A 13105-nucleotide genomic window follows, 5' to 3' on the forward strand; every position below is an offset into this window, starting at 1 on the left:
CGCTGACTGTTACGTGCGGATGTGACGATCGAGGCAGGAATAAATCCTGCGTGTGGATAGACGGCGTGCCCTTTTCTTGCTATACATTGACACAGTGATGGTTATGGCGGGTTATCATGGGCTAAGTAAGCGCCATTCAGGACTGGCCCTGATTTTTTCATACCGAATCCGAGGCGCGCGCCCCTTGAGATCGCGCGCGTTCGTGTGTATAATGCGGCGGGGATTCTACTCTCGATGAGCACTGCTGACAGCGAACTCTGGCGGCGCGCCCTGAACGCAATCCCGGGAGGAGTCAATTCACCTGTCCGGGCATTCGGCGCCGTGGGCGGCGAACCGTTCTTCGTCGCCTCAGCGCGCGGGAGCAGGCTGCGCGCCACGGATGGCCGCGAACTCCTGGACTATGTCTGCTCCTGGGGGCCGCTCATACTCGGCCACGCGCACCCGGTCGTCCTCGCCGCGCTGGAAGAGGCGATACGGCGCGGGACGACCTACGGCGCTCCCACGCCCGGCGAGGTGGCGTTTGCCGAGACGATCATAAAGGCGTTCCCTTCGATCGAGAAGGTTCGCCTGACAAGTTCGGGGACCGAGGCGGCAATGTCGGCGATCCGCCTCGCGCGCGGCTTCACCGGGAGAGACAGAATCATCAAATTCGCCGGCTGCTACCACGGACACGCCGACGGCCTCCTCGCCAGGGCGGGGTCAGGGATGGCCACATTCGGTATCCCCGACAGCGCCGGCGTGCCGTCGTCTTTCGCCCGTGAGACCATCGTCCTCTCCTACAATGACCCGCGCGCCGTGGAATCCACCATGGGGAGGGAAGGCGACTCCATTGCATGCATTATTGTCGAACCGATCGCCGGGAATATGGGGGTTGTTCCCCCCCTGGAGGGCTTTCTCCAGAAGCTCAGGGAGCTGACGTGCACGCACGGCACCCTGCTTATTTTTGACGAGGTCATCACAGGTTTCCGCGTCGCCTACGGCGGCGCGCAGGAGCTCTACGGCGCCACTCCCGACCTCACCGTGCTCGGCAAAATCATCGGCGGAGGCCTGCCCATAGGAGCATTCGGCGGACGGAAGGAGGTCATGGAATTCCTCGCCCCTGAGGGCCAGGTCTACCAGGCGGGCACGCTGTCAGGAAACCCCCTCGCGGTGGCGGCGGGAACGGCGACACTCGCCCTCCTCTCACCTCAGAAGCTGTACGCGCAGCTTGAAGAAAAGACGGCACAGCTCGCCGAGGGGCTCACGCGCGCATGCCGGGAGGCGGGGATTCCCTGTTTTGTCTCGCGCGTGGGCTCGATGTTCACCCTTTTCTTCCGCGAGGGCCCCGTCACCGACTGGGAGTCGGCTCAGCAGTCCGATCCCACACGGTACGCGCGCTTCTTCCACGCGATGCTCGACCGTGGCGTGTTCTTCCCCCCCTCGAAATTCGAGTCCTGCTTCCTCTCCGCCGCGCACACCGACCGCGACATCCAGATGACCATTGCCGCCGCCCGGGAATCTCTCCCCGCCATCAAATAAATTTAGGGATTCTTCTCATCTTATGATTACTGTTTCACCACGGAGGTCACGGAGATTTTTAAAACAGCAACAACAGTTTCTAGTTTCTCGGGCAAGAAATAATCCGTGTTTATCTGTGTGCATCTGTGTCTATCTGTGTGAATCTGTGTCACACGTCAATCTCTGTGCTCTCTGTGGCTACTTGAATTTTGGTTGCGTCCCCGCATGCGGGGCCGCGCCGTGTCCTCCGTGGCAAAACGGTACATCCTTTCATTGATATAAGCGCCGTCAGCGCGATGGTGACCGGCAGGAAGAAGAGGGCCTGCTCGGGCCAGAAGAGCCCCGCCCACCAGCTCTTCCAGGAGAACGGGAACAGCCAGAAATATATCGGCGCAACCTGATCCTGGAGAGAATCGAGCGCGAGGTGCAACGCCACGCCCGTACACAGAGCGAGGAAACATGCTCTCCTGATCTCCCGCGCAAAAAGCATGCTGATCGCGGAGCAATAGCACAGGCATACGACGGGCGAGTGCATGGGAACGACAAACCAGTAGGCAACAGGAAAGAGAATATGGAACGGGCGCGAAAAGAGGTCGGGCAGAATCGCCCCCAGTGCGAGGAGGGGGAAGCAGGTGAGGCGGAATAACCGCCGCGCGATCTGCGCGATGCAGAGATGCGTGATTAGATCAGGCATGGTTGAACAGGGTTGAGGGTTGGGGGTCGAGGGTTGCGAGCATATCCGCCATCATCGGGAGCTGGATAAGATGCATAGAGTGCCTCATCCCCCACACACAGTCACTGGCCGATGTTATCCGACGACTGGATCACACTCAGCCTCCCTGCCTCCTCGGTCACCAGGATGCACTCCGTGGACGGCAATCGTCTGACGAGCTGGAGCCCTTCGTCCTTCCCCAGCACCACCAGCGCCGTCGCCAGCGCATCCGCCGTCGTACACGAGCGTGAGATCACCGTCGCGCTGATGACATCGCTGTCGGCAGGCCGGCCGGTGCGAGGATCAAATATGTGGCTGTACCGCTTCCCGCTCTCCACGAAAAAATCCTCGTAGTCGCCCGACGTCGCCACTGCCCTGTCCGAAAGCTCGAGTACGGTCAGGGCCCCTCCCCCGCGGGGATGGCGGACCCCCACCCTCCAGGGCGTTCCGCCGGCGCTCGTCCCCATACAGTAGCAATCCCCCCCTATATCCACGAGGGCGCCGCGCGCGTTCATTTCCCTTAAAACCTTGATCGCCCTGTCCACCGCGTAACCCGCGGCAATACCACCCAGGTCGATCTTCGTCCCCTCCTTGAGGAACCTCGCGAAATGGCGCCCGTCCGCCACCCTCAGTGAGATGTCTGAGCCATCGCCGGCAGGGATTTCAACCCTCTCGGCTGGAGGCACCCTGCGCGCGTGGCCGGTTTTAAAGCCCCAGAGGCGCTCCGCGGGGAGAATACACATATTAAAAGCCCCGCCGGAGAGCCTCGACGACTCGATCGCCGCGGTGAGCACCTCGGAGGTGCGGGCATCAATCGCGAGTTCCTCGCCAGGCGCGTTTCGATTCAGGCGCCCCACATCGCTCTCCGGCTCATAGATGCTCATCAGGCGCTCAACCGCTCTGATCTCGCCGAGGGCGGCAGCGGAGAGACGGCGCATTGCACCGGACATTTTATCAAGCGGCGTCCCCACGAGCGTCACGGTGGCATGGGTCCCCATCGCGGGAGCCGCCGTGCGCCACTCGCGCGGCCTGAAAAGGAAAACAGCCGCGGCCGCGCCCATCACCGTCCCGAGGAGCACCACTCCCACCCTCACGCGCACACCCATGCTCGCCCCCGTCTAGACATGCGGGGCCCGCGACACTGCCCCATCGCCACATTGCTTGTTGGCGCTCCGCCAGCGACATGCTAGAATCTGTCCTTTCAGTCGTGCGGAATCAGCGCCACTGACCTGACATTATGACTTCTGTACACGAAGCGCTCGCATTTATTCTCAATCATACCACAGAGGGGCCCGGAACCGTAGTGCCTACTGAAGAGGCTCTCGGCCTCGTCCTCGCTGAGGATGTGCGCGCCCTGAACGATATTCCCCCCTTCACCAACTCCGCCATGGACGGTTACGCCGTCAGGAGCGCCGATACGCGCGGCGCCTCCAAGAAGCGCCCCATCACGCTCACGCTCCTGGAGACTGTCCCTGCCGGAAGGGTGCCGAAGAAATGTATCCGCACGGGGCGGGCAACAAAAATCATGACAGGGGCTCCCATGCCGCGGGGAGCGGACGCGGTGCTCATCGCGGAGGATTCAGACGAAAAAAACGGCTCCATTCTTTGTTTCGCTGAGGTGCGGCGGGGAGAAAATGTGCGGCGTGCCGGTGAGGACGTGAGGAGGGGAGACCGCGTCCTGCCGAAGGGCACGCTCATCAGGCCTCAGGAGATGGGGATGCTCGGCGCCGCAGGAAGGACGCGGGTACGTGTCATCAGACGCCCGCGCGTCGCCATCCTCGCCACGGGGAGCGAACTCGTCGAGGCGGATCGCACACCCGGCCCCGGCCAGATCAGAAACTGCAACAATTTTTCGCTCATAGGATTGGTCAAAAAATACGGCGCCGAGCCGGTGAACCTCGGCATCGTGCGTGATGACGTAGGCGCGTTGCGCGCACGCATCATTGCCGCCACCTCATGCGACCTCGTCGTCACCTCCGGCGGCGTGTCGGTGGGCGAACACGACCTTGTCAAAACTATCCTCGCCAGGCTCGGCACCGGCGTGAAGTTCTGGCAGGTGCGCGTGAAGCCCGGCAAGCCGCTCGCCTTCGGCCTCGTCAGGGGCACGCCGGTCTTCGGCCTCCCGGGCAACCCCGTCTCGGTGATCGTATCGTTCGAGCAGTTTGTCCGGCCCGCCCTCCTCAAGATGATGGGGCGCACCAAGCTCGCCAAGCCGGTCATCGCGGCAACGTGTGAACGCAGAATCGAGAAACCCACTGACCGCGTCCACCTCATCCGCGCGCGCATCAGACGGCGCGGCGGGAGATACTACGCATCCCCCGTTGGCCCGCAGGGATCGGGGATTCTCACCTCCATGGTGATGGCGGATGGACTCATCATTGTACCCGCGAAAAAAACGGTGGTGCGTGCCGGAGAGATGGTTCGGGTGATGATGCTGGATTGGAGCGAAGAGTAACGCACTGCGTTACACCTTGCGCTTTCAACGTTAGGCTGTGGCCCACATGAACGTAGGCGCTCAAGAGCTCGTGCTCATTTTTCTGGTCGCCCTTCTCCTGTTCGGCCCAAAGCGGCTGCCGGAGATCGCGAGACTGCTCTCAAGGATCGTGCGGGAGATACACAGGGCCTTCGACGAGATCAAGCGGGAGATCAGTGATGACGATAAATTTGATGGGTGAGCGGCTCCATCCTCCCACCGCGCACCATCGCTCACGGAGCCTCCCCGCGGACGTGGGTGCACCATTCGGGCAGGTGATCATTGGATAACTTACTTTCACGGGTTATCAGGGCGGGGCTCATCATCATCCTCATCGCCCTCCCGCTCATCTACTCCAGCCAGACACAGAACTCCTTCGGCACACCCAAGAGGGCATTTTTTCAGATTGCCGTCGCCGCGCTCCTCGTGCTCTTCTCGCTCCAGATGATCGTGACGCCCGCGCGACTGACATCCCGCGGAACGCCGCTCGACATGGTGCTGCTCGCCTGGATCGCCTGGGAGGCCGTCTCGAGCGCACACTCTTGTGACCGCATGGAGAGCATGCGCGAGCTGATCTACTCGGCCTCAACGGTGGCGTTCTTTTTTCTCATCACGCGAAACGTGGGTGAACGGACACAGGCACTCTCGCTCATCGGGGTCATCGTCGCCATGGGGGTGCTCGAGGCCTCGTACGGCATTCCCGAGCGGCTCGGCCTCAAGCTGCTCTATGAAAGCAGAGTCAAGGAAACCCTGTCACAGGCTGAAGTATTGGCCGTGCGGGGGAGCATCCTCGGCACGTTCGGCAACGCCAATCAGCTGGCGAGCTATCTCGTCCTCACCTGTCCGCTTCTGCTCGGCATCATCAGCATGTGCAGGGGAGTGCGCCGCGCGCTCCTGATCGCATCCCTCGCCATTGTCCTCACCTGCCTCACCCTCACCGGCGCACGGGGTTCATGGATAGCCGCTTTCACAGGCCTCTTCGTATTCATTCTCTGGGGCGCCAGGCGAAACCGGAGGGACACCCTGAAGGCCACCGGATTCACACTCCTGCTCTTCGCGCTCGTGTTCATGGCCGTGACGAATTTCAAACCGCAGATCGCCCACGAGCTGACCGGGCGACTCAAGGGATCATTCGCATCATTGAACTACCGGCTCCTCACGTGGAGATTGTCATTGCGCATGATCGCCCATCACCCGCTCCTCGGCAGCGGGCCAGGCACGTTCAAACTCCTCTTCCTGCCCGCGCTCGCCGATTACCTCAGGGGGCTCGACCCCCTGTCCTGCTGGGGCCTCACCGAAAAGATGAACGAGGTCCACAATGAATACCTGCAACTCGCCGTCGAAACGGGTCTCCCCGGCCTCGGTTTCCTCCTCCTCTTCTGCGGCGGGGCGATACATGTCGCATTGCGGGCCCTCCGTAAGCTCCCCCCGTCCGCGGCCATCCTGAGCGCGGCCCTCATGGCGAGCCTCGCCGCCGTGATGGCGGATGCCGCCACCTCCATCTCTTTTCATGTCGTGCCGACCCGGGTTGCCTTCTGGGCAGTTGCGGCGATTCTCCTCTCACTGCCGAATATGTCCAGTGTCCGCCATCCCGCAGAGCTGCGGGCTCGCGCCTCTCCCGCCATTTCTCGCCTCGCCGTGACCCCGTATCTGGCGATATCCCTCATCTTCTCGTACATCACCATTTCCTCCAGCCTGAGAGATATCGCCTTCGAGTACTACTTCAAGATCGCGACAAACCTCACCCACATGGGGCGCTACCATGAGGCGATCCCGTTCTTTCAGGGGGCACTCCGGGTGATGCCATCGTCCGGCCAGGTAAAGTTCTACTACGGCTCCACACTCGTACAGCTCGGCAGAGACGCGGAAGGCGCAGCGGCGCTCGAGGAGAGCAAGAATAATTTTCAGGATATCTACCTGTTCAAGAACCTGGGGCTCGCGTACGAAAGGCTGGGGCAGCCCGAGCGAGCGGTCGAGCAGTATCTCCGGTGGCGGGAGATGGGAATCGCGTCGCACGAGGCGAACAACCGCATCGCCCTCATCCAGTTGCGCCAGGGAAGGGCCCGTGAGGCCGAGGGTCTTTTTAAAGACACCCTGCGCGTGCGCCCCTGGGACTGGGTCGCCTACTCGAGCCTTGGATCACTCTACCTCGAAAGCGGGAGAACTGACGAGGCAATCCGCGTTCTCCAGAATGTGATATGGAAGATTCCTGACAGCTTTACGCTTTACGGTACCGCCCTCCTCAAGGCAGGACGCTATGAGGAAGCCCGCCAGAACCTCCTTCATGCCCTCTCAATGGATCCTCGCTCTGTGAGGGCGCACAACAATCTTGGCACACTGCACCGGAAAACCGCAAAACGGGATGACGCAATTAAGGAGTGGGAAGAGGTGCTCAGAATGGACCCGGACAACATCTTTGCCAAAAGTAACCTTGAGGATATTCGTAAAAAGGGCCGCTAGTAAATTCCCAGTCATTGAGCGGGAATATACAGAGTTGTATACCCCTCGCCCCAGAAACTTCGCTCAACGCAGTCACGTATGGTACAGTGAGCTCATTGCTGATGAAATCTAAAGACACTCTAGGCATACAGGGGATTTCATATGCCGCACCGCGCAGGATATTGTTTCTCGTCTACGGAGTGCTTTTTCTGCTTATAGGATCACTTGTCTCTGTGGGCTTTTTGGAAAAGCATGTAAGTCCAGACGGCCTGATAAACCCTTCCAATCGCATCTCTATCAATTACCTAAGGATCGCCACTATGGTCGCTGGCCTCGTGTGCATCGCCGCAGCGATTTCCAAGAAGCGGGGGGGCCGTCGCCTCCAGCGACTTGACGAATACCTAGTCAAAGTCGGCACCCTCGTCACCGCGGTGCTCCTGTGCAGCCTCATGCTCGAAGGCGGGGTACGGCTCTTCCTCTATGCGAAAGAAGAAACGCTTGTAGGGGCCCTGAAGCATTCACGACCAAGTACCAATGATCCTGAAAAAAAGCTACGGTTGATAGATGTCATTCGGCTATCGGATAACAAGGCACTTATTTACGAATTGATACCGCGCAGCACAGGGATTCTCTTTGGGGCACCAATCGCTATCAATGAGTACGGGTACCGAGGGCGGCCTTACCCTCACGAGAGGCCGGAAAGAACTTTCCGAATCATCGGCATTGGTGATTCTGTTGCGTTTGGCATCGGTGTCGATGTGGAAGATACCTATCTGCGCATCATGGAACGTCTGTTCGTTGAGGCGGGAATCCCCTGTGAAGTGGTGAACCTCGCTGTGCCAGGTTACAACACAGCCATGGAGGTAGAACTACTGGCATGGAAAGGTCTTGCATACAATCCGGATCTCATCATCCTGAGCTTTTGCGAGAATGACTTTTCCCTTCCCAACTACCTGCGGCTTGAACACAGCTTCCTCACATTGAAAAGATGTGTACTCTATGACCTGCTCAGCCGGTATGAGCCCTTTTTCCGAGGGCTCGAGCCTTCCCCCTGGGGGGATGGTCTTGATGCAGACGCTCTGGAACGCATTCCTCATGAATACAGGTATATGGTCGGCCGGGAAGGAGTTTCGCGCGCGTTCAGAAAGCTGGGGAGTATCGCCCAGGCTAGAAATATTCCGGTTATCGTAGAATATTACGATGGCTCCTACGATGGCATTCTCGACGGGAAAGGGTGCCGTGAAAATGATACTCAGTTATTTCTCGAGCGTACCTGTTCGGAATTGGGCTTCTACTATCGCGATTGCACTCAAAACTTGTATGATTACGCCGCGGGATCGCAGAAGCCCTTCCGCGAGATCTTCTGGTTGAAAAGTCGCGACCCCCATCCATCGAGAACCGCTCATCGCCTCATTGCTGAATGCCTCAAGGATTTCATCCTGGCACACGAACTCGCCCGCTCCCACAGCTAAGGCTGATTAACGCAGTCGGGCGGGCGCTGTCCCCGCAGCATCGCGACGAGGTTCATGGCCGCCAGTTCGGTCATTCGCGACCGTGTCTCGAAACTCGCGCTCCCGATATGGGGGAGCAGCACCGCGTTGTCCAGCTCCCTCAGCCCCTCGCACAGCCGCGGCTCTCCCTCATAGACGTCGAGCCCCGCACCCGCGATCCGCTTCTCTCGCAGCGCCCGCACCAGCGCGGTCTCGTCGATGGCGGCCCCCCGGGAGGTATTGATGAGAAATGCCCCGCGCTTCATCAGGGCGAGTTCCCGTTCGCCGATGAGGTGGCGGGTCTCAGGGGTGAGCGGCACGTGCAGTGAAACGAAATCCGACTCCCGCAGGAGGCGATCGAGGTCAGCGCGCGCCGCGCCGAGATCCCTCTCGAGCCCGTCGTTGCGCTCCGGCGAGCAGTAGAGGATTCTCATCCGGAAACCGCGGGCACGCTCGGCGACCGCCGTCCCGATTCTCCCCGCACCCACGATGCCGAGCGTCTTCCCATGCACATCCGCGCCGAGCATGAGCATGATTCCCCACCCCTTGAAAAAACCGGCACGGGTGAAGCGGTCCGCCTCGGCGAGCCGGCGCGCAACCGCAAGGATGAGGGACCAGGTGAGATCGGCGGTGGTTTCCGTGAGGACGCCGGGCGTGTTGCTCACCACGACGCCCCTCCGCGCGGCGGCCTCAAGGTCAATGTTATCGTAGCCAACCGCGCAGTTGGCGATCCCCCTGAGGCATGTCGCCGCTTCTATGACCACGGTATCGATCCTGTCGGTGAGGAGGCAGAGGAGCCCCTCCTTCCCCTCGAGGCGGGAGATGAGCTCCGATTTCGGCAGGACGCGATTATCCTCGTTGATCTCGAAACTGATGCCCTCCCGACGCAGCAGCTCAAGGCCGGCGAACGGGATCGGCTGGCTTATAAAGGCCCTCGGCTCCATGGGCGTGCTATAGCTTTATCTCTTTAAGTATCGCCTTCACAAACCGGATGAAATCTCCCTTGACCCTGCGCGTCGTCTCGATCACCTCAGCGTGGCTCAGCGGCTTGTCCATGACGCCCGCGGCCATGTTCGTCAAGCACGAGATGCCGAGCACCCGCATGTTCATATGCCGCGCGACCGTCACCTCGGGGATGGTTGACATCCCCGCCGCATCGGCGCCAATAATGCCGTAGCCCCTGATCTCCGCCGGCGTCTCATAGGAAGGCCCCGGCGAGGCGAGATACACCCCTTTTTGGAGGCGGATGCCCTCGCGGCGCCCCACCTTTTCTGCGAGGGCGAGGAGGGTTTTATCATAGGCGTAGGTCATGTCGACGAAGCGCAGCCCGAGCTCGTCGGCGTTCTCACCCCTCAGTGGATCCTGTTTGATGTTATTGATATGGTCGGTGATGAGCATGAAGTCACCGACCTTGAAGCTGCGATTGATGGCGCCTGCCGCATTCGTGACAATGAGCGCCTGTGCCCCGAGGAGCTTCATGACGCGCACTGGATAGGTGATATCCATGAGTGAGTAGCCCTCGTAGTAGTGAAAGCGGCCGGACATGGTGACGATCTTTTTACTGCACAGCGTCCCCAGCACAAGCTCGCCGGCATGGCCCTCCACGGTTACCATGGGGAAATGGGGGATACTCTCATACGAGATCCTCACCGGATTCTTGATATCACGCGCGAGGGCTCCCATCCCGGACCCGAGAATGAGCGCGATCTGCGGCTGTATGTCGGTGATCGCGTGGACGTAGTCTACTGATTGCCTCAGGTTTCTGATCATCGCTTTCATAGTGACGGTACCCCTCCTTCTTTCGTTGCGGTATCGCTACCCTGTAGCGTCAACGGGGTGTACATGCTCGATCTCCCCCTCTGCCCCTTCCTCCTCCGCTCTCAGCCTCCCGAGAGAAATACCCTCTCTCCAGAGACAGAGCACGCCGAGGATCGTGATAAACACATACTGCGCGCCGTGTGCGACAATGGCGCACGCGAGGGCAAGGCTGCTCGGGTAGCCGAAGACGAGAAGCGCTGCTTTATACGCAGCGTGAAATGAACCGATATAGCCGGGGATGGGTGCCATGACCGCGACGGCGAGCACGCACACGAGGAGGACGTACCCCTGGAGCGGCATATGGACGCCAAACGCACCGCACAGAAAATAGTAGGTGGCAAGGATCGCGCCCCAGACACACACCGAGTGCATCAGGATGAGGGCGACTTGCTTCCATTCCTTGAGCACATTGAGGCCCTGGAGAAATGAATCGATGAGCCCGCATATCTTTTGAGCGAAGCTGCTCGAAAACCCCGACAGGACGCGATGGACCACGCGCTGAACGGATTGAGAGTACATCCTGCCCAGCACAAGGAATACGAGAATCGTGCTGTAGAGGATCACGAGCCACAGCCCTGCCTTCCTCCATCGCTCCTCTACGGTGAACGAGAAGATCAAGTATAGGAAGAGCCCCATCACGCATAGCGCGTCAAAAATCCTCTCAAGGACTACCGTCGCGAGCACCGTGCTGATGCTCACCCTGTGCTTCTTCCCGATGAGGACCGCGCGAATGAACTCACCGCTCCTGGCCGGCAGAAAGTTATTTGCCATGAAGCAGATATTGATGGCGGAGAAGAGGTCCGCGAAGCCGACCCGCTTCACCGGGCTGAGGAGACAGCGCCATCGGAATGTCCTGAAGATCATCGAGACGACCACGAAAGCCATCGCGGGGACGAGCCACACGTAATTTGCCTGCCTGAGGCTCCCCCATAATTCATGGTAATCTATGCCACGGAAGGCAAAGAACAGACAGGCCACGGCAAGGGCCACGCCCACAATCGCTCGCACATACTGTTTCATGCTCGATCTCTCAACGCCAGGAAGGCGACCGCATACAGCTACGGCTGATTCCCATGATGCCCCACACGAAACTGCTCATGATATCATTTGAGCGCTCGAATGGCAAAACAAACCTCACCCCATAAACCTCACTGGGAATGTATCGTGCCGGAAGGTGTGAAAATATTTGGAATTACACCCCTCGCTGTGCAATATAGCCTGTAGGGGCTTGATTTATCAAGCCCTCGGCGCAGGGTCGGATGAATCCGGCCCATACAAATTGATTTTTCCACATCTTCTCAGTTATGTTTACCTCTCTCCATACGAGAGGGCGAGGGTGTGGGGATGTACCACCCGTAAATAACCTATTACCCGGGAACACCTCACGCGCGATTTCGCTCAGGATTCAGGCAGGTTGTGGTTTCTACGTGGGAAGTGCGATTAATGTCGGGTTTCAGATCGGGGTAATTGTCCCGGTTAATTCACCACAACCGTTTTTCGATCCAACATAATCACATATTGGGTATCGGGCATGAGATCCGACAGTCTCTTCACCGGTGGTTTCTTGCCCGCCTCAACCACAACGGTGTAGAAGGTGATCGTCTTACCCTTCATGGATGCGGGGATTCTGCCAGCCGGATGAACCGTTGCGAAATACGGTGCATCTTTTTTGCGCACATTCTTGACGATCGGTGTAATCCCCTTCTTGATTGAGCCGTTCATGTATATCGTATAGACCCCGGCAGGGGTTTCGGCGAGGAGATAGTAGTCGAACGGCCTTGTGATGTTCTGGTTCAGTTCGATGCCGAGCGTGAACTGCTGTCCTGCCGTCAGCGGCCCGGGATCAATGACCAGCGGCGATATGGGCATGGGAGTGGGCGTTATCGGGGGGGTGTTCGTCGCCGTTGGCGTCTCTGTAGGCGTCGGCGTTATAGTGGGAGTGGGTGTGATGGTGGGTATGTCTGTCGGCGTCGGAGTGATCGTTGGGGTTGGTGTCTCCGTCGGTGTCGGCGTTATCGTGGGCGTATTGGTTATCGTGGGCGTTGATGTCCCAGTCGGGGTCGGCGTTATCGTGGGAGTCGCGGTTGGATTTGTCATGCAATAGATTGCATCAAAACATGATGCATAGATAAGACCGTTACCACCTATAATAACTCCTCGAATTTCACTATAACTCCAGCAAATAGAACCATCCGAATTTAATGTATAGCAATTATCGTATAACGTACTTGGGCTAAAATGGATATGGCCGACGGAATCTAGCACCGGGTCAGATGTTATCCAAAAGTCGGATCTGTAACTCCACAAGAATCCGCCTGCGGATGACAATGCATACAAGTTATCATCAAATGATCCGATATAGACATTTTCATTCAAGTCTATTGCTGGAGAAGCAGAGATAACACTATTAGTAAGATAGCTCCAGGACAAGGCACCTGTTGAGGTTACACAGTAGATTTCATTGTCGTAACATCCGAAATATATTTGGCCTTCTGAACCTATCGCTGGTGATGAATTAATTGCATGATAATCTGTACTAATACAAACGCATTAAGTAAAGTTACACAATCGCTTGATTTTTTGAACTGACCATGAACGTGTTGTTTTGCGAACCGTCGTCCATGTATTCTCAAGGTCATCAAACCACTGGTTGGTCGTGGCCTCGTAACGGACTCT

General features: G+C 58.6%; 11 protein-coding genes. 5 read left to right on the plus strand and 6 right to left on the minus strand.

Translation table 11 applies throughout. From position 1 onward, the window contains the following. Window positions 1–234 precede the first annotated feature (234 nt). A complete protein-coding gene (gene hemL, locus NTX71_07815; protein MCX6339810.1) occupies window positions 235–1518 on the plus strand; it encodes a glutamate-1-semialdehyde 2,1-aminomutase in 1284 nt (427 codons plus the stop codon). Between the two features lie 148 nt (window positions 1519–1666). Here hemL and NTX71_07820 read toward each other — a convergent pair whose 3' ends face one another. Continuing rightward, on the minus strand, window positions 1667–2191 hold the full coding sequence (locus NTX71_07820) for a hypothetical protein (protein ID MCX6339811.1): 525 nt from the start codon (window positions 2189–2191) through the stop codon (window positions 1667–1669). A gap of 101 nt (window positions 2192–2292) precedes the next feature. Beyond that, window positions 2293–3315 carry an FAD:protein FMN transferase gene (locus NTX71_07825; protein MCX6339812.1) on the minus strand — a complete coding sequence of 341 codons (1023 nt, stop codon included), beginning with the start codon at window positions 3313–3315 and terminating at the stop codon, window positions 2293–2295. Between the two features lie 131 nt (window positions 3316–3446). Here NTX71_07825 and NTX71_07830 point away from each other — a divergent pair, with 131 nt between their 5' ends. From NTX71_07830 to NTX71_07845, 4 genes are all read left to right on the plus strand, one after another. Further along, window positions 3447–4664, plus strand: a complete 1218-nt coding sequence (locus NTX71_07830) for a molybdopterin molybdotransferase MoeA (GenBank protein ID MCX6339813.1) — start codon at window positions 3447–3449, stop codon at window positions 4662–4664. A gap of 46 nt (window positions 4665–4710) precedes the next feature. Continuing rightward, window positions 4711–4884, plus strand: a complete 174-nt coding sequence (locus tag NTX71_07835; GenBank protein MCX6339814.1) for a twin-arginine translocase TatA/TatE family subunit — start codon at window positions 4711–4713, stop codon at window positions 4882–4884. 80 nt (window positions 4885–4964) lie between these two features. After that, on the plus strand, window positions 4965–7142 hold the full coding sequence (locus tag NTX71_07840) for a tetratricopeptide repeat protein (protein ID MCX6339815.1): 2178 nt from the start codon (window positions 4965–4967) through the stop codon (window positions 7140–7142). 299 nt (window positions 7143–7441) lie between these two features. Beyond that, window positions 7442–8593 carry an SGNH/GDSL hydrolase family protein gene (locus tag NTX71_07845; protein ID MCX6339816.1) on the plus strand — a complete coding sequence of 384 codons (1152 nt, stop codon included), beginning with the start codon at window positions 7442–7444 and terminating at the stop codon, window positions 8591–8593. On the opposite strand, the gene NTX71_07850 is transcribed toward NTX71_07845, so the two are convergent. The 4 genes from NTX71_07850 to NTX71_07865 all read right to left on the minus strand — a co-directional run bounded on the left by NTX71_07850 (window position 8590) and on the right by NTX71_07865 (window position 12526). After that, a complete protein-coding gene (locus NTX71_07850) occupies window positions 8590–9555 on the minus strand; it encodes a D-glycerate dehydrogenase (protein MCX6339817.1) in 966 nt (321 codons plus the stop codon). The two genes, NTX71_07845 and NTX71_07850, sit on opposite strands and share 4 nt — an antisense overlap. Before the next feature lie 7 nt (window positions 9556–9562). After that, complete coding sequence (locus tag NTX71_07855; protein MCX6339818.1) at window positions 9563–10390, minus strand: purine-nucleoside phosphorylase; 828 nt, start codon at window positions 10388–10390, stop codon at window positions 9563–9565. Window positions 10391–10426: 36 nt separating this feature from the next. Next, on the minus strand, window positions 10427–11449 hold the full coding sequence (locus tag NTX71_07860) for a lysylphosphatidylglycerol synthase transmembrane domain-containing protein (GenBank protein ID MCX6339819.1): 1023 nt from the start codon (window positions 11447–11449) through the stop codon (window positions 10427–10429). 456 nt (window positions 11450–11905) lie between these two features. Continuing rightward, complete coding sequence (locus NTX71_07865; GenBank protein MCX6339820.1) at window positions 11906–12526, minus strand: hypothetical protein; 621 nt, start codon at window positions 12524–12526, stop codon at window positions 11906–11908. Window positions 12527–13105 lie beyond the last annotated feature (579 nt).

Source organism: Candidatus Auribacterota bacterium, from assembly GCA_026392035.1.
Classification (GTDB): domain Bacteria; phylum Auribacterota; class Tritonobacteria; order UBA1439; family UBA1439; genus JAPLCX01.

What these genes read in the sequence shown, in the direction of transcription:
- NTX71_07835 (MCX6339814.1), top strand. Translation starts at nt 4,711, where the DNA reads ATGAACGTAGGCGCTCAAGAGCTCGTGCTCATTTTTCTGGTCGCCCTT.
- hemL (MCX6339810.1), top strand. Translation starts at nt 235, where the DNA reads ATGAGCACTGCTGACAGCGAACTCTGGCGGCGCGCCCTGAACGCAATC.
- NTX71_07860 (MCX6339819.1), bottom strand. Translation starts at nt 11,449, where the DNA reads ATGAAACAGTATGTGCGAGCGATTGTGGGCGTGGCCCTTGCCGTGGCC.
- NTX71_07830 (MCX6339813.1), top strand. Translation starts at nt 3,447, where the DNA reads ATGACTTCTGTACACGAAGCGCTCGCATTTATTCTCAATCATACCACA.
- NTX71_07850 (MCX6339817.1), bottom strand. Translation starts at nt 9,555, where the DNA reads ATGGAGCCGAGGGCCTTTATAAGCCAGCCGATCCCGTTCGCCGGCCTT.
- NTX71_07820 (MCX6339811.1), bottom strand. Translation starts at nt 2,191, where the DNA reads ATGCCTGATCTAATCACGCATCTCTGCATCGCGCAGATCGCGCGGCGG.
- NTX71_07865 (MCX6339820.1), bottom strand. Translation starts at nt 12,526, where the DNA reads ATGACAAATCCAACCGCGACTCCCACGATAACGCCGACCCCGACTGGG.
- NTX71_07855 (MCX6339818.1), bottom strand. Translation starts at nt 10,390, where the DNA reads ATGAAAGCGATGATCAGAAACCTGAGGCAATCAGTAGACTACGTCCAC.
- NTX71_07825 (MCX6339812.1), bottom strand. Translation starts at nt 3,315, where the DNA reads ATGGGTGTGCGCGTGAGGGTGGGAGTGGTGCTCCTCGGGACGGTGATG.
- NTX71_07845 (MCX6339816.1), top strand. Translation starts at nt 7,442, where the DNA reads ATGGTCGCTGGCCTCGTGTGCATCGCCGCAGCGATTTCCAAGAAGCGG.